Origin of the sequence: Thioclava pacifica DSM 10166 (assembly GCF_000714535.1) — a bacterium.
GTDB lineage: Bacteria > Pseudomonadota > Alphaproteobacteria > Rhodobacterales > Rhodobacteraceae > Thioclava > Thioclava pacifica.
Genome location: NZ_AUND01000002.1, coordinates 63,523 through 79,633, shown reverse-complemented (window position 1 = coordinate 79,633; position 16,111 = coordinate 63,523). Strand labels below are relative to the sequence as shown.

Here is a 16,111-nt window from a genome sequence, read left to right as displayed (position 1 = left end):
CGTCAGGCACTTAGCCTTCGGCTTTCTTCAGAACTTCGAGAGCCTTATTGAAATCCTTGGTGCTGACGCGCAGCACGATCGGTTTTCCGGTCGGGGTCGGCTTGTAGCCGAACAGGATCGCCGGGTTTTCATCGAAGAGCTTCAGCTCATCCGCCGAAAGCGGCGCGGCGGCTTCGCAGATACCGTTCAGGCAGGTTTGCCAGACCATGTCGCGCTGCTTTAGGTCTTCTTTGTTTTCAAAACGATAGACCGCACCGCCCGGCAGATAGACACCCATGGGAACCTGCGCGATCAGTACCGCGCCATCCTTGGCGGGCATCGCGATGAACCGGGCCAGAAGCTGGTTGGAGCTCTTGACGCGCTGCTCCTGAACGAGCTGGCAGACGGTCTTTTTCACGGTCGCGGCCTGACACGACAGGATCCAGTCACCGAAGGCGGTATTGTTGGCGATGTCACCCACTTCGGTCGGGGCGGTGGTCTCGGCAGCCTGCGCCATATTCGCCGGCTCGGCGGCGGGCTTGGGCGCATCCTTTGCGGCAGTTTCAGCCCAGCCAGCGGGGGCGAGGCAGCTCAGCGCAAGCGCGCCCACTGCAAGCCCTTTCGCGATCCGCGACCCCGACACGCCCTTGTCTTTCATCCAATTCATTCGCTCTTTTCTCCTCAGAATTTGTAATCGAGCCCGACATAAACCGTCGGCTTACCCACATCGGTGAACCCGAGCGTTTCCTTCAGTGGAACGCCCACGCTTGCCAGCATCGCCGTCTTCTCCTTGAGCATCACCGCCGCGCCGACCCCGGCCGATGCCAGCACATCCTGGCTGGAATCGAACCCGCCCGACTGGCGATAGGGAACGATCACGGCCGCATCGATGAAGGCGAAGGGACGCACGTTCAGCTTGCCATCCATCAGGCTCCAGGGCTGGGCGCGCGAGAGTTGAAGGTTCAGCACGAAGCCGGAATCGCCGCCACGCACCTCGCTGGGATAGCCGCGCACGCTGCCTGCGCCGCCCGCCGTGATCAGGCGCGACACCGGCAGGTTCTGGCCCGGCGCGATCTGGTAGGTGGCGGTCGCGTCGAATTGCAGCCGCTCGCCCAACCGCGTGGTCAAAGAGGCGTCGCCATAGAGAAGCTGATAGGAGCCTTCGGTCTCGGACGTGCCTTTCGCATCCGCCCGCCCGATCCGCGCACCGACGCCGAAGCTGACCTGCGTGCGCGGCCATTGCCGGTAGAAACGACCGACCGCGTAGATCTCGCGCAGCGTGATATCGGAAAACCCGAGCGTACCCGCCTTCGATCGATCGCGCCCGGCATCGACACCTGCCTCGAAGGTGAAATACCGATCGGGGCGGATCTTGAAGGGCTGGCGGTAGTTGATCGTGAACTCAGTCGAATCCGAGGTGATCTGAACCGGTGTGAACTCACCGCCGATGATCGAGCTGTTCGAGCGGCTGATCGCACCGGTGATCACCCCCCCGCGCATGCCGATGGGCCGCGAATACCCCAACGAAAGCGCATAAGCGCCTTTCGATTTCTGAGCCTGGAAGGAAAGCGCATCGCGCACGCCCGACACGTTCGACCAACGCAGGAAGACCGAAGCCCGTTCGCGCCCGGTCTCGGGGCGGCCGTAATTGTCGAGTGAAAGCGTCGCCGCCAAGCGTTTCGGCGGCTCACCATAGATCGTTGCAATGGTGGTGCCGGGTTCGGTGCCGGGCGAGAATTTCAGCGAGGGCTGGATGTCATACGACAGGTCGAACACCCGCAGCTCGCGCGAGATCTGGTCGAAATCGGGCTTCTGGCCGGGAGTGACGGTAATCCGATCATTGAGGAAGGTCGGGTGGGTGCGCGGGAAACCGTCGATGCGCACGCTCTCGATCTTCGCCTCGATCAACGCGACATGAAGCACCCCGTTGCGGATTTCCTGCGGCGGCAGGATCGGCTCGGCGGTCGGCACCCCTTGGGTGAGGTAGAGCCGCTTGATCTCGGCGATCATCGCTTGCAGGTCGGCGAAGCTGATCGCGCGGCCGGTATATCGGGCGGCAACTTCCTGAAGCTGCTCGGGGGTGAGATAGCTCGATTGATCGAAGACGACTTTGGTCAGGGTGAAGGTCTGCACCGCGGACGCCTGCGGAGCCGGTTGTTCCTGAGCGCGGGCCTGCGAGGGCATCGCCAGCGGCGACAGAAAGAGGGCTGCGCCTGCGAGAGCGAGAGAAAGAAGCCTCGGTTTCACTGTGCGGGTTCCTCCTCGCGGGCGCGCTCGAGCGCCTTGGTCAGCCCCATCAGCGACACGTCGAAGCTGATCGGCGGCACATTCGGGGCGGGTCGGTAGGTCAGAATGACGGAGGATGCGCCTTTCCAGTCCGCAAGCGTCTGCACGTCGAGATCGAGACGCGCTTCGCAAGCCCCCGGAACACATTCGATAAGCCGCAGTTCTTGCGCCTTATGGCCCGGAATTTGCGCGAACGCACCCGAGCCGAGATGGATCTGCTGCGGCAATAGCACCTGCAAGCGCACGCCCCCCTTGTCCGCGGGCTGCACCCGCAACGTCGCCAGCCAGGTCCTGTCTTTCGCGAATGTCGTCGTCGATGCGATGCAGGGCTGAGGCGCGCCAGGACAGGTCACCGACCAGTCTCGGAACGCCCAACTCTGCGGCGCAGCATTGGCGGAACTCGAAAACAGGGCAATCCCGACCACACACAGGATCGCCCGTGTCAAAGACACTCGCCACCAACCCGCCATCAGACATTCACTCATGCGTAATCCATTTGAAACCGGCTTGAAGGCCGAGACAAATGATCAAAACGCCTGGACCGGATTTACGGCATTTCCACGATGATGACCGACATCGTGCGTCTTCAGACACGCAAAGGTTAATTTTGGGTGCGACGTTTTGTCAACACACAGAAATGTCAAAGATCGGTTTTTTGTTTCTGCAACTCTCGGATTTATAATCCAAATTACGGGATCCGAAATGTGAAGCACACGCCAAGGCTGTTTTCGCCAACTCGAAAATCGTCGGGAATGGCGATCCGGAACTCACACCACATCACGCCGCCGAGTTTTCTTGAGGATGGGCTTCTATGTTGTGCGCCCCGATCGAAACATCCAAGCGCGCGCCTTACGCCCGACGTTTCGGGGGACGTTTTCGCGATAGGTTTCCGCGATAGGTTTTCGCGACACGACATCCAAAGAAAATGTGGCCTTCGATCCCCCACCACGAATGCAGAGCCCGCAGTCGCGAGCTCGCTCAGTGCATCTGCAGCGACATGTCGAGCATACGGTTCGAGAACCCCCACTCGTTATCATACCAGCCGAAGACCCGTATCAACCCATGCGTGGTGGCGCGGGTTTCGGGCAGCGCCATGACGACGCTCTCGGGCCGCGCACGCAGATCCGTGGAGACGAGCGGGCGCTCGGTGACACCGATCACCGCGCCGGGCAAAGTTGCCGCTTTGCGGAGCAGCGCATTGACGGCATCAACCGTGGCAGGCCGCGCAACCGTCACCGCGAGATCCACCGCCGAGACGGAAGCCGTGGGCACGCGCACCGCCTGCGCGACCAACCGGCCAGCAAGATCGGGCAGCACCTCTTCCATCAACCGCCCCGCCGAAGTGGTCGTCGGCACCATCGAGAGCGCCGCCGCACGCGAGCGCTCCATCGGACCGCGTGGCTTGTCGACCGTGGGTTGCGAGCCGGTATAGCAATGCACTGTCGTCATCGAGCCCGTCACGATCCCGAATTCCGCATCGAGCAGTCGCGCAAGCGGCGCCAGCGCATTCGTCGTGCAACTCGCGTTAGAGACGATCTTCTGCCCGTTGAGGGCCGCATCATTGGCCCCAAGCACGACCGTGATCTCGGCGGCCTGCGAGGGTCCCGAGATCAGAACCCTCGCCGCGCCCGCAGCCAGCCCCTGCCCTGCGATCTCGGCACTCTCGGCGCGACCGGTGCATTCCATCACCAGATCGACGCCCGTCAGATCAAGTGACGAGATATCGGGCACGCGATGCAGCGCGATGCGCCGACCGTTCACCACAAGCGCAGCATCCTCAAGGCTCACCGTCCCGCGCCAAGGGCCGAAGACGCTGTCATACTCGAAGAGATAGGCGAGCATCTCAGGTGCTTCGATATCGTTGACACCCGTGATCTCGAGCCCCGGCCAGCGATCGGGCGCCTCGGCCCAGGCTCGCAGAACCGAGCGTCCGATCCGCCCGAAACCATTGATGAAAACACGCATCGCGCACCTCCTGCCTCGGCCTTACCCCCGCGCGGGACAAAGGGGAAGCGCGCGATTGTCACCGATACGGAGGCCTGGCCCTCAGACGGCGATCTCTCGCACAGTGATCTCGTAGGCAAAGCTCGCCGGATCAAGACTGTCGCGGCGCACCCCGTCCAGCTCCGCCTGGGGGTACATCAGATAGGGCACGGTAGGCCCTTCCGAACCGGGAAGCGCCACGTCATGAGCGTAGTTATAGGCCACCCAGTTGCCTTCCCACGCCCCGAACAGCGCGCGGCGCACATCGACCACTTTCGGATCGTCGAGCTTGAGATTCCCGGGCGGCTCTTCAAGCATCACCTTGCGCACATCGGCCGGATCGACCGGCACCCAGCCATGCGCCTCAAGGAAGACCTCGGCGCGACAATGCTGGGCCTTGGTGATATCGGCCGATTTCGCACCGAGGCTCTTGTAGCCGAACCGCGAGGGCGCAACGCGCAGGCCATAGATATCGCGCGCCGGCAGTCCCGCCGCGCGCGCCAGCCCCACGAACAGCGCGTTGAGATCGGCGCATTTTCCACTCAGATCGCCCATCGTCAGCATCGAGGCGATATCGCCCAGACCGCAGCCGCGGGTCTTCGGATTGCGCGCGGTATTCTCGACGATCCATTCATAGATCGCGCGCGCTTTCTCGAGATCGCCGCGCTTGCCATGGGTGATCTCGTCAGCGGTCTGGCGCACGATCCCGTCGGTCGGCAATAGATCGGTCGGCGCGAGATAGCGCTGACGCTCCTCGGCGCTGAGCGGCGAAACCTCCTGCGCCGCGCTCAGATCAACGACGAAATCCTGCGTCGACGCGACGGCATTGAGGACCAGATCACGCGGGGCGCCGGACGGCCGCCAGACCGCGTGGAGCATGCGCGTGCCCTTCACCGGGTCGGTCACCATCTCGGCGCTTTGCGCGCTGCTCGTCCAGCTCACCTCGCCCGGCGTCATCCAGCCCGTCTCAGCGACCGACGGCACCGGCAACCAGAGTTGCGCGCCCTTGGCGCTGGCGGGCAGCGTGACCTTGGTGACCAGTTCGAACTTGCGCCAGCCCTCGGGCTTGGGCGTGAAACCAGCCTGCGAGACGCGCGGCATCATCATCATACCCATCGCCGCCGCACCGCATTGCATCAGGTTGCGTCTGTTCATCGCCTCGCCTCCGGCTGTATTCGAGTTCGCCAAGCTTCTAGGACTGCCACCCGCCCCCCACAACCTCGCAACTGCCGTCCTGGCAAAGAAATTTCTGCGATTGCGCTCGGCTGGCGCTGAACTATCTTGCCCCGGTCACTGAGGCACTGTCACGAAGGACACCCGGCATGAGCCCCGATATCACCATCGCCCGCGAGAGCCCGCTCGGCGCCGATCTGTCCGAGCTGCACGCCCGTCATACCGCCGCGATGCATGCCGATACCCCACCCGGCTCGATCCATATGCTGCCCGCCGATGCGCTGGCCGCGCCCGGGATCGCCTTTTTCGTGATGCGCCGCGCAGGCGTGCCCGTGGGCATGGGCGCCTTCAAGCGGATGTCGGCGCAGGAGGCCGAAATCAAGTCGATGCATGTGCTCTCGGAGCTGCGCGGACACGGGCTCGCACGAGTGATGCTCGACCATCTCATCGCCGAGGCCCGCGCCGAGGGGATTACGCGCCTCAGCCTCGAGACCGGCGCTCAAGCGTCCTTCGAGGCCGCGCGCCAGCTTTACCTGCGGGCGGGCTTCACTGAATGCCCGCCCTTCGCCAGCTACCGCCCCGATCCCAATTCGGTCTTCCTGACGCGGTCGATCTGAGCTTGCGCGCCCGGGCGTGATCGCGCATTTAAGGGTCGCGCGGTCCCTTAGCTCAACTGGATAGAGCAGCTGACTTCTAATCAGCAGGTTCGGGGTTCGAGTCCTCGAGGGATCGCCAGCATCTCACCAATCGACGGGAAAGCAGAAGCGCGCCAACGGCAGCAAGCGTGAGCGGCCCTATGCGGAGATTTTCTCACATCGCCGCGAATGGGAGGTTGCTCGCATGCAGCCTACGCGACCTTTGCGACCGGGGCGTTTTCCGAGTGACCTGCCACGGGATTTTTCCTCCACCGTTGATTAGAGTCCGGCCCAACTTGAGGACGGACAATGAAGCGAACGAGATTCACGGACGAGCAGATCATCGGCATCCTGGCCGAGCACGAGGCAGGCGCAAAGTGCGCGGACCTGTGCCGCAAGCATGGCATGTCGGAAGGAACTTTTTACAACTGGAAAGCCAAGTTCGGCGGGATGACGGTATCGGAGGTCAAGCGGCTGAAGGCGCTTGAGGACGAGAACGCTCGGCTGAAGAAGCTGCTGGCCGAGCAGATGCTGGACATGGCCGCGATGAAGGAACTTCTGGCAAAAAAATGGTGACGCCCGCCGTGAAGCGCGAAGCTGTCGCGCATCTGAAGGCCCGGTTCGGGCTCTCGGAACGGCGGGCGTGCCGGATTTCCGGGGCGGATCGCAAGATGGTCCGCTATCAGGCGCAGCGCGCGCCGGACACGGTGCTGCGCGGGCGGTTGCGGGAACTGGCCAACGAGCGCCGACGGTTCGGCTATCGGCGGCTCTTCGTGCTGCTGCGGCGCGAGGGCGAGCCTTCCGGCATCAACCGGATCTATCGGCTCTACCGCGAGGAAGGGCTGACGGTGCGCAAGCGAAAGGCACGGCGCAAGGCTATCGGGACGCGAGCCCCGATCCTGGTCGAGGCGCGACCCAATGCGCGATGGTCGCTGGATTTCGCTACGCGGACCTTCGGTTCGTTCACGACCAGTTCGCCAACGGTCAGCGCTTCCGGGTGCTCAACGTAGTCGACGATGTCACCCGGGAGTGCCTCGCGGCGATCCGTTCGCCATCGGCCTCGAACCGATGGCGGCTCGATGGCTCACCCTCGATCTCGGGGCGCCGTGTGGCGCGTGAACTAACTGCCCTGATCGAGCGCCGCGGAAAGCCGGGGATGATCGTCTCTGACAACGGCACCGAACTGACCAGTAACGCAATCTTAACCTTCACCGCCGCGCACCGGATCGAGTGGCATTACATCGCGCCGGGCAAGCCGATGCAGAACGGCTTCGTGGAGAGCTTCAACGGCCGGATGCGGGACGAGCTGCTCAACGAGACCATGTTCCGCAACCTGGCCCACGCCCGGGTCGTAATCGCCGCCTGGGCGGCTGACTACAATACCGAACGCCCGCACTCGGCCTTGGACTCCCAAACCCCGGCTGACTACGCGCGGGCCCTGACCACCGCAATCGCCCGCCCCGCTGCGCGAGATGATAGCTCCGCGCGTCGGGCGATTGCTCAACCTGCGCCGATCGGCGTGAACACCAACCGGGCTCCGGTCACGGCTGGATGAAAGACCCGTGGCAGGTCACGAGGACAGTCTGTCTGTCATCAGCGATCCAGCATACGCCTTGCGATACTGAGCGTCGGCGTTGTTTTCAGATTTCCGACCATCCGACACGCCAAAGGCTTCGTGACGTCTTCAGCTCCAGAACGAACGGCGCCAACTGACTGATGCAGGGCTTCAACGCCGATGCAGTCACGCATCAACACGAGAGAGAAAGTAAACGCTCAAGCAAGAAAACTTCTGCGCACTTACCGAAAAAATATAAATTATCTTTATTATTCATATCATTAACAGAATCCGACTAATTCTGGAATAAAACTTGCATGTAGTCTCGGTGAAACGCGAGTTTGACCGGGAGTTTCTCCAAATGACGCAAGACAGCCTCGTCGCCGACAATCTGCCCTATCTCGACATCTCGGATCCCGGGTTCTCGATCCGCTCCGACGCCGTCATGGAGGCGCGTGAGGCGTCCTGGTGCGCGCGCACGAATTATGGCCTCGCGGTGCTGCGTTATGACGACGTGCAAAAGCTTCTGCGTCACCCCAAGCTGCGCCAGGGCTCTTATCGCTGGCCGGCGCTGAACGATGTGACCGGCGAGTTCGCGCGCTGGTGGGAAAGCATGCTGCTCAGCCAGGAGGGTGACAACCACGCGCGTCTGCGGCGCATGGCGAACCCGGCTTTCTCTCCGAAACTCATCACGACGCTCGCGCCGAAATTCACCGAGCTCGCGACGATGCTGATCGACGAGTTCGCCCCGAAAGGCGAATGCGACTTCATCGCCGAATTCACCGAGCCCTACGCGACCGGCGTGATCTGCGAGCTACTGGGCCTGCCCTTCGAACGCTGGCGCGAACTGGCTGATATCGCTGCGGAAATGGGCCTCGCCCTCGGCGTGACCTTCAAGAAGGACCTGCCGACGATCGAGGCGGCGACGAAGCGGCTCTTCGACTATGTCGAGGAGCTGGTCGAGGCCCGCCGCGCCGCGCCGAAAGACGATTTCATTGGCATGCTGATCAAGGCCAACGAAGACAAGAGCCAGCTCTCCGATCAGGAACTGCTCGACATGATCGTGCTGGCGATTTTCGGCGGCATCGACACCACGCGCAACCAGCTTGGTCTCGCGATGGCGACCTTCATCGAGAACCCCGAGCAATGGGCGCTTCTGGCCGAACAGCCCGAGCTGGGCCGCGCTGCGGTCGAAGAGGTGATGCGCGTGCGACCCACCGTGACCTGGGTTACCCGCGAGGCGGTCGAGGACTTCACCTATAACGACACCCCGATCGAAAAGGGCACGACGCTGCACCTCTTCTCGCAATCGGCGACCTCCGATCCCCGCGTGTTCGACGATGCGAGCTTCGACATCACGGCCGAGCGCAAGGCGCATTTCGGCTTCGGCGGTGGCGCGCATCACTGCCTCGGCCATTTCATCGCCCGCGGCGACATGACCGAGGCGCTCAAGCTGCTTTCGCAGCGCCTGAAGAACCCGCGCTTCAACGGCGAAGTCGAGTGGCTTCCCGACAGCGGCAATACCGGCGCGATCCGGATGCCGATCGCTTTCGACCCGGCCTAAGCCACGCAAAAAACCAGCCGCAAAATTCCAAGAGGGACCATTAAGATGAAAGTTCACGTCAACATGGATATCTGCCTGCTGCACGGGCAATGCGTGATCGCCGCGCCGGAGATCTTCTCCTTTGACGATAACGGCGATCTCCATTGGGTCGAGGTGATCGATGACTCGCAGGTTGCCGATGCCGAAGCCGCTTCCGATGCCTGCCCCGAGCAGGCCATCATCCTCGGCTGATCGGTTATGGCAGGGCCCCGGATCACCGTCGTCGGCGCCTCGCTCGCGGGGCTGCGCACGGCCGAAGCCCTGCGCACGGCGCTTCCGCAGGCGCAGCTCACGCTGATCGGCGACGAGCCGCATGCGCCCTACAACCGACCGCCCCTGTCGAAGGACGTGATGGAGAGCTTTGCAGGGGGCGATGCGGATGAAACCGAGGCTTTCGGCAAGCTCCTGCTACGCTCGAAGCTGACGCCGGAGGACGTGTCGACACGTCTTGGCGTGGCCGCAACCGGGATCGAGAAAGCCGGTGTGCGTCTTGCCGATGGCTCTCTGGTCCGCTCGGACTGGGTGATCGCGGCGACCGGCATCCGGCCGCGCCGACTGCCGCTTCCCGGGAACGAAGACATCCGCCACGTTCTGCGCGGCTTCGACGATGCACGCGCGCTCGCGCCGATGCTGCAACCGGGCGCGCGTCTGGCGGTGATCGGGGCCGGGTTCATCGGCTGCGAGATCGCCGCAACCGCGCGCAAGCTGGGCCTGCATGTCACGATCGTCGAGCCCGGGCCGCAGCCGATGATGCGCGCGCTCGGCCCGCGTGTCGCGGCTGCGATGGCCACGCTGCACCGGCGCCATGGGGTGACGCTGCTCACCGGGCGTTCGGTCGAGGCCTACCAGCCGGGCCGGGTGATCCTCGACAATGGCAAGGAAATCGAGGCCGATGTGATCGTCGAGGCGCTCGGCTCGCTACCCAACACGGAATGGCTTACCGGGAGCGGCGCGGATCTCAGCGATGGCGTTCTCGTCGATGATACGATGCGGGCGATCGGCGCGCCGAACCTGCTCGCGGTCGGCGACATCGCACGCTTTGCCAATCCGCTGTTCGACGATGTGCCGCGCCGGGTCGAGCATTGGTGCATCCCCGGCTTCACCGCCAAACGCGCCGCCCAGACCATCGCCGCGCTTGAGGCTGGCGATACGCCCGAACCCGGATTTTCGCCGCTGCCGAGCTTCTGGTCGGACCAATACGGCATGCGCGTTCAGGCCTTCGGCGCCCCGGCGCTGGCCGAGACGCAAACCGTTGTCGAAGGCGATCTGAGCCAGATCGGCGAGGCCCCCGTGATCGTCGAATACGCCCGTAACGGCGCGCTGACAGGCGTGATCGGCCTTGGCGCTCCGCCCGCACTGATTGCCAAACACCGCGCCCGCCTGATGGCCGCGCTCACCCCGAAAGAAACCGTATGAGCCCCCAGATGAACGACCTCCTCGAAGCCGCCCTCGCCAAGTTCGACGCCGAGATCGTGCATGTCGGCCAATTCGATTACGCCTCGGTCCTGCGCGAACGCCGGTTGCGCAAGGCGCAGTTCCTCGACTGGGCCGGGGATGCGCGTTTCGCCAATGTGCTGGCCTATTGGGACAGCGGCGACGACCTCTTCGGCGGCAGTTCCTATTTCACCGAAACGGTCGAGATCGACCCGACCTCGATGCGCGCGAACCCCTCCGAGCCCGATGCGGTCACGGTCATCGCTGAGCTGTCGGGCGAGGCGAAGGAGCTGATGCCGCGTCAGGTGTTGCGCCGCCAGTTGGAGCGCGCCGAGGCGATGGGGTTCAAGGTCGATGCCGCGTTCGAATTCGAACTGATCGTGCTTGAGGAAGATGCGACGACCGCCCGCGAGAAAGGCTTCGCGGGGCTCGCGAAATTCGCCCCCGACAACAAATGCTGGTCGGGCGCCACCGCGAACACCCATGCCGATTTCATCGCCGGCATGGAGGCCGAGATCCTTGGCCATGACGTCTCGCTCTATGCGCTGAGCGTCGAGCTGGGGCCGGGCTGTCTCGAAGCCACGACCGCCGCGACCGAGGGGCTGCGTGCCGCCGACGACGCGAGCTTCCTGCGTCTGGCCGCACGCTCCTACGCCCGCAAGCAGGGCAAGACGGCAAGCTTCATGCCCTATATGGGCGCGGACTATCCCGGTATCGGTGGTCATTGCTCGATGAGCCTGCGCGACGCGAAAACCGGCACGAACGTCTTCGCCTCGCCCGATGGCAAGACCAATGATCTGGCGAAGAAATTCATCGCCGGGATGATGGCGGTCGTGCCCGAGGCCTTCGCCATGTGCACCTCGAGCGTGAATGCCTATCGCCGCCTTGCGCCGGGAAGCTGGGCTCCGAAGTCGCTCACCTGGGCGGAATATCCCTTCACCGTCGCGGTGCGCTCGGTGCCGCATACAGGTGCGCGCGCGCGGCTCGAATTCCGGGTGCCGCCCGCCGATTGCAATCCTTACCTGACGATGGCGCTGATGCTGGGCGCGGGGCTCGACGGGATCGAGCGCGACTTGCCCGCGCCCGAACCGAGCGCCGCCGCGCATCCCGATTTCGTCCCCGAAGGCGCAAGCCGTTTCCCGCGCGATCTCGCCGAGGCTGCGGATCGGATTGCCGCCAGCGACGATGCCGCGCGGATCTTTGGGGCCGCTTTCACCGAGAACTTCGCGGCCGCCTGCCGCGCCGAATACGCCAGCCTCTCCAAAGCAGTCAGCGCAGAAGAACGTGCCCGCTACCTCGAAGGCTGAGACACAAGAAAACCAATAGGGAGCCAAGAATGACTACCGATACCGATTATCACTGCGAAGTCGATGCGCCCGGCCGGGCCGAACTGGTAGAACGGGTGCGCAAGAAGATCGACGCGCTCGGGGTCGATTACATCTACTACCAATATATCTCGATCACCGGCCGGGTGATGGGCAAGGCCGCCCCGGCACGTCACTGGGAAACCCAGGCGCGCAAGGGTGTTCAGACATGGATGGGCGGCGTCACCAACGTGCTGCCGGATTTCAAGGGCAACCTGATCGGCTTCGATGCGAATGCGATGGAATGTATCGCGCTGCCCGATCCCGACACGTTCGTTCAGCTCCCCTGGGACAAGCGTGTGGCACGCGTGTTCTGCACGCTGTTCTACAGCCTCGAAGATCCGAACTTCCCCGGCCAGTATTACGAATACGACACCCGCGGGAACCTCAAGCGCTTCGACCGTGAATTCCGCGAGACCCATAACGGCTTGCATCTGCGTGTGGGCCTCGAGCCCGAGATGCTCTGGCTCAAGCCCGAGGCCGGCGAGGTGCGCCCCTATTCCGGCGTGACCGAGCCGCTCGCCTATCACATCGGCCAGTTCGAGAGCGCCCGCGATATCTGGATGCAGGTTTCCGACTACGCCCGCGCGATGGGTCTCGATATGATCCAGGGCGATTGCGAGGACGCACCGGGCCAGATCGAACTCAACTACCAATTCGACGATGCGCTGCCGACCTGCGACCGGATGACGACCTATCGCCAGATCTGCGCCGAGGTCGCGCGCCAGCGTGGGCTAATCGCGTGTTTCATGGCGAAACCCTTCATGGGTTACGCGGCCAACGGCTGCCACCACAACTGTTCGATCTGGACCGGCGGCGAGCGCCAGGTGCAGGACATCGTGCCGGGCGAGTTGCCGGGCATGGAAGAGAACTGGATGTATTCCAAGGGCGGTGTGAACGAGTTCGAGAACACCGAAGGCGGCTGGCTGCCAACGGAGCTCGGGCATCACGTTCTGGGCGGATCGCTCAAGCATATCAACGCGCTGACCTGTATCGGTGCGTCGACGGTGAACTCCTATCGCCGCTTCAACGACTACGGCCTCTGGGCGCCGATCGGGGCGAATTGGGGCCTGCAGAACCGCTCCTGCACGGTGCGCATCTCCTCGCCCGACCGGTTCGAGTTCCGCGCGGTGGACAGCATGGTCAACCCGCATCTGTTCTGCGGCGCGCTGCTGAAAGCGATGGATGATGGCATCCGCAACAAGATCGACCCGGGCGCGCCCGAGTCGCGCAACGTGACCGAGGTCTGGCAGTCGGGAGGGGAGGTCAATCTTATCCCGCTCAATCTTCGGGACGCGCTCGACGCGCTCAAGGAAGACGAGGTCATTCGCTCGGCACTTCCGGGTCGGCTCTACGAAGTCTTCGACGAATACAAACAGGATGAGTGGACACGCTTCCTGCGTGAGGTCACCAATTGGGATGTGGAGCAATACCTGCATTGCGTGCCGTAACCCGTTGACCCCCCCATAGGAGCCCAGAGCATGACAGATCCAACCAGACCAGAGACCGAGATGATCGACGTTCTCAGCCGGGACGGACGGATCGTGTCTGCCTGCGCTTCGCAAGAAACCGCGCTCGGCCTCGCGCCGGGCGCGGTGAAGGGCGAGCCTTGGTCCACGATCTATCCGCTCGCCTCTCGCAAGCGGCTTGAAGAGGTCTTCACCGAGACCACCGCCGGGCCGCATGTTGTCACGCTCGAGCTGCGCCCCCCGCAAGGCGCGCGGATCGGCGTCACGGCGATCGTGACCCGCTTCACGGACCCGGAGCTGGGGCTTTGCCTGCGCACGGTGAAATGGCCCGCGGGTGGTGCTCTCGGAGAAGTCGCGACCCTCGCCGAGGAAAAGGAGATCCTCGAGTCGATCCTCGCGGCCTCCGACGACGCGGGCTGGTGCATGGAATGGGACGAGCCCGTGGATCTCTCGGCCCCGGAGCAGGAGATCATCCGGCAGGTCTTCGAGAACGGTCCGCATTGGCGGTTCTGCAACGATGCGATGGCGCGGCTTTATCGCACGCCCGAGGGCAAGGATTTCAACGCGCTTCCCGTGCACGAGACCTTCCCGCGCTCGCCCGAGAACGAAGATTTCGTGCGCCGCCTGATCCGGGCGAGCTTCGATGTGAACGCGTCTCCCTCGCGCGATCTGCGCTACGACGGCGTGTTCATCGAGGTTGAAAACGACGTGCGCGGGACCATCCGGGGCAACTTCCTGCACCGCATGTGGGGCACGGTGCGCGATGTCTCGAAACATGCCCGCCGCGCAGCGGTCCTGCGCGACGAGATCGACACGCTCGAGGCGATCCTCGACGCGCTGCCCGACGCGGTTCTGGTCGTGGATCGCGACGCCCATATCCTGCGCATCAATACCAGCGCCGAGGAGATGCTCGACCTCAACCCCGACCTGCTTCCCGGCAGAAGCCTTGATGACCTGATCGAACTGCCCGTGCCGCTGGGCGAGATCTTCGCCGTCGCGGGCGAACATCTGCCCGGCCATCCGGGCGACCGTTATCCGGCGCTGCTGCGCAATCCCGACCGCCCGATCCGGGCCGAGCTCGCGGCGCGCTGCGTGACGCTGCGCGAAGCGGATTACCTTGTGCTGAGCCTGCGTGCGCGGCTTGGACCGGCTTCGCATGACGGCGATCGCGCCAGCGTCACACCGCTCAGGGCACGGGGACGGTGATGGGGGCGAGAGAGATGAAACAGACATCTGCGCCGTCGCCCCGCCCGCTCGATCAGGCTCTCAACGCGCTGGCCGATGGAATCATCGTGCTCAATCCGGACCATTCGATTTCCTTCGCGAACCGCGAGGCCGCCGCTCTGTGCGGGCTCAATGCGAAGGAGATGGCGGGTTTCGATTTTGTACAGTTCAATACAATGTCCTCGCTGAACTGGACCCTGCTGGGCGAGATGCTCGAAGCGGGCCGCACCGGCAGCCTCATCTTGCGGGGGGAAGCGACAGGCGCGGTCTTCGTGACCTTGCGCCGGATTTCCGCGACCGGTGCCAACGAAGGCCATGTCGTCACGCTGCGAGATCTGGCCGTGTTCGACCATGCCCGCAGACAGGCGACGGGAGCACGAAGCGCGCCCACTTTCACCGGCGCGACCGACCGACGGATGCGTCCCGATTTCGCGCGGCAGAGGGCGATCTCACCCTGGCTCGACCGGATGATCTCGCGCGGGGAACGTGCGCTCTTGCAGGGCGCGCGGGTCATCATCACCGGTGAGTCCGGCGTCGGCAAAACCGAGATCGCGCGCCATCTGCACAATTTCGTCGCCAATGGCGTGGACCCGTTCATCGCGGTCAACTGCGCCGCGATCCCCGAGAGCCTCTTTGAATCCGAGCTTTTCGGCTACGAGAAGGGCGCGTTCACCGGGGCATCGACCGAGGGCAAGAAGGGCCTGATCGAGGCGGCCGAGGGCGGCACGCTGTTTCTTGACGAGATCGGCGAGATACCCCTGCCGCTTCAGGCCAAGCTGCTCTCCTTCCTCGAAGAGGGCACGATCCTGCGGATCGGCGGCACGCGCCCGCGGCGGGTCAATGTGCGGGTGATCTCGGCGACCAATTGCGACCTTCTGGAAATGTCCGAGGATCGCCGCTTCCGAACCGACCTCTATTACCGGCTCGCGGTCGTGAACATGCCGATGAAGCCGTTGCGCGAGGTGCCCGAACTGCTCGATCACCTGATCGACCGGTTCCTGACCGCGATCAACCAGCGCCGGTCCGTGCCGCTGCATCTGTCCGACGATCTGCGCGGGCGGCTGCGCAGCTATCACTACCCGGGCAATATCCGCGAGTTGTGGAACCTGATGCAGCAGATCTCGGTGCTGGGCGATGACGAGGAAGAGCTGCCGCGTCGGCTCATGGCACTTGATCCGACGGAAGCGTCGCGCCGCTCCGGCAGCCCCTCCGACACCACGCCGTCCCCGCTCGCCGAAGGCACGAGCCTGCGCGACGCGGTCAGCGAATACGAACTACGGATCATCGAAGAAGCGATCCGTGTCCACGGCAGCAAACGCAAGGCTGCTGCCGCCCTCGGTGTCGATATCGGCACCATTTCTCGAAAGACCCGAAAAGAGCCGTAAAGCGGCCGAACAAACCAACAG

General features: G+C 63.8%; 13 protein-coding genes, 1 tRNA gene and 1 pseudogene. 10 read left to right on the top strand and 5 right to left on the bottom strand.

The window, feature by feature from the left end:
* Positions 1-10 precede the first annotated feature (10 nt).
* The 5 genes from TP2_RS03785 to TP2_RS03765 all read right to left on the bottom strand — a co-directional run bounded on the left by TP2_RS03785 (position 11) and on the right by TP2_RS03765 (position 5,403).
* The gene (locus TP2_RS03785; protein WP_038073674.1) at positions 11-646 is read right to left on the bottom strand and encodes an invasion associated locus B family protein; all 636 of its coding nucleotides are present in this window, start codon (positions 644-646) and stop codon (positions 11-13) included.
* A gap of 14 nt (positions 647-660) precedes the next feature.
* Positions 661-2,226: a ShlB/FhaC/HecB family hemolysin secretion/activation protein gene (locus tag TP2_RS03780; protein ID WP_038073672.1), complete on the bottom strand. Its 1,566-nt coding sequence runs from the start codon at positions 2,224-2,226 to the stop codon at positions 661-663.
* A complete protein-coding gene (locus tag TP2_RS18190) occupies positions 2,223-2,750 on the bottom strand; it encodes an invasion associated locus B family protein (RefSeq protein WP_084713911.1) in 528 nt (175 codons plus the stop codon). Before TP2_RS18190 ends, TP2_RS03780 begins: the two co-directional genes overlap by 4 nt.
* 493 nt (positions 2,751-3,243) lie before the next feature.
* Positions 3,244-4,230 carry a type I glyceraldehyde-3-phosphate dehydrogenase gene (locus tag TP2_RS03770; protein ID WP_038073669.1) on the bottom strand — a complete coding sequence of 329 codons (987 nt, stop codon included), beginning with the start codon at positions 4,228-4,230 and terminating at the stop codon, positions 3,244-3,246.
* An 81-nt stretch (positions 4,231-4,311) separates the two neighbouring features.
* The gene (locus TP2_RS03765; protein WP_038073666.1) at positions 4,312-5,403 is read right to left on the bottom strand and encodes a transglutaminase-like domain-containing protein; all 1,092 of its coding nucleotides are present in this window, start codon (positions 5,401-5,403) and stop codon (positions 4,312-4,314) included.
* A gap of 167 nt (positions 5,404-5,570) precedes the next feature.
* Here TP2_RS03765 and TP2_RS03760 point away from each other — a divergent pair, with 167 nt between their 5' ends.
* The 10 genes and pseudogenes from TP2_RS03760 (at position 5,571) to TP2_RS03710 (ending at position 16,090) form a co-directional block, all read left to right on the top strand.
* Complete coding sequence (locus TP2_RS03760; protein ID WP_038073664.1) at positions 5,571-6,038, top strand: GNAT family N-acetyltransferase; 468 nt, start codon at positions 5,571-5,573, stop codon at positions 6,036-6,038.
* 41 nt (positions 6,039-6,079) lie between these two features.
* A tRNA-Arg gene (locus TP2_RS03755) sits at positions 6,080-6,156 on the top strand.
* Between the two features lie 209 nt (positions 6,157-6,365).
* A pseudogene (locus tag TP2_RS03745) lies at positions 6,366-7,611 on the top strand (IS3 family transposase).
* Between the two features lie 361 nt (positions 7,612-7,972).
* On the top strand, positions 7,973-9,175 hold the full coding sequence (locus TP2_RS03740) for a cytochrome P450 (RefSeq protein WP_038073658.1): 1,203 nt from the start codon (positions 7,973-7,975) through the stop codon (positions 9,173-9,175).
* A gap of 45 nt (positions 9,176-9,220) precedes the next feature.
* Positions 9,221-9,406: a ferredoxin gene (locus tag TP2_RS03735; protein WP_038073655.1), complete on the top strand. Its 186-nt coding sequence runs from the start codon at positions 9,221-9,223 to the stop codon at positions 9,404-9,406.
* Between the two features lie 6 nt (positions 9,407-9,412).
* The gene (locus TP2_RS03730) at positions 9,413-10,630 is read left to right on the top strand and encodes an NAD(P)/FAD-dependent oxidoreductase (RefSeq protein WP_038073654.1); all 1,218 of its coding nucleotides are present in this window, start codon (positions 9,413-9,415) and stop codon (positions 10,628-10,630) included.
* A gap of 8 nt (positions 10,631-10,638) precedes the next feature.
* Positions 10,639-11,955, top strand: a complete 1,317-nt coding sequence (locus tag TP2_RS03725; protein WP_169739503.1) for a type I glutamate--ammonia ligase — start codon at positions 10,639-10,641, stop codon at positions 11,953-11,955.
* Between the two features lie 29 nt (positions 11,956-11,984).
* The gene (locus TP2_RS03720) at positions 11,985-13,463 is read left to right on the top strand and encodes a glutamine synthetase family protein (RefSeq protein WP_038073652.1); all 1,479 of its coding nucleotides are present in this window, start codon (positions 11,985-11,987) and stop codon (positions 13,461-13,463) included.
* A 30-nt stretch (positions 13,464-13,493) separates the two neighbouring features.
* Positions 13,494-14,687: a PAS domain-containing protein gene (locus TP2_RS03715; RefSeq protein ID WP_084713908.1), complete on the top strand. Its 1,194-nt coding sequence runs from the start codon at positions 13,494-13,496 to the stop codon at positions 14,685-14,687.
* Between the two features lie 14 nt (positions 14,688-14,701).
* On the top strand, positions 14,702-16,090 hold the full coding sequence (locus TP2_RS03710) for a sigma-54 interaction domain-containing protein (RefSeq protein WP_051692161.1): 1,389 nt from the start codon (positions 14,702-14,704) through the stop codon (positions 16,088-16,090).
* Positions 16,091-16,111 lie beyond the last annotated feature (21 nt).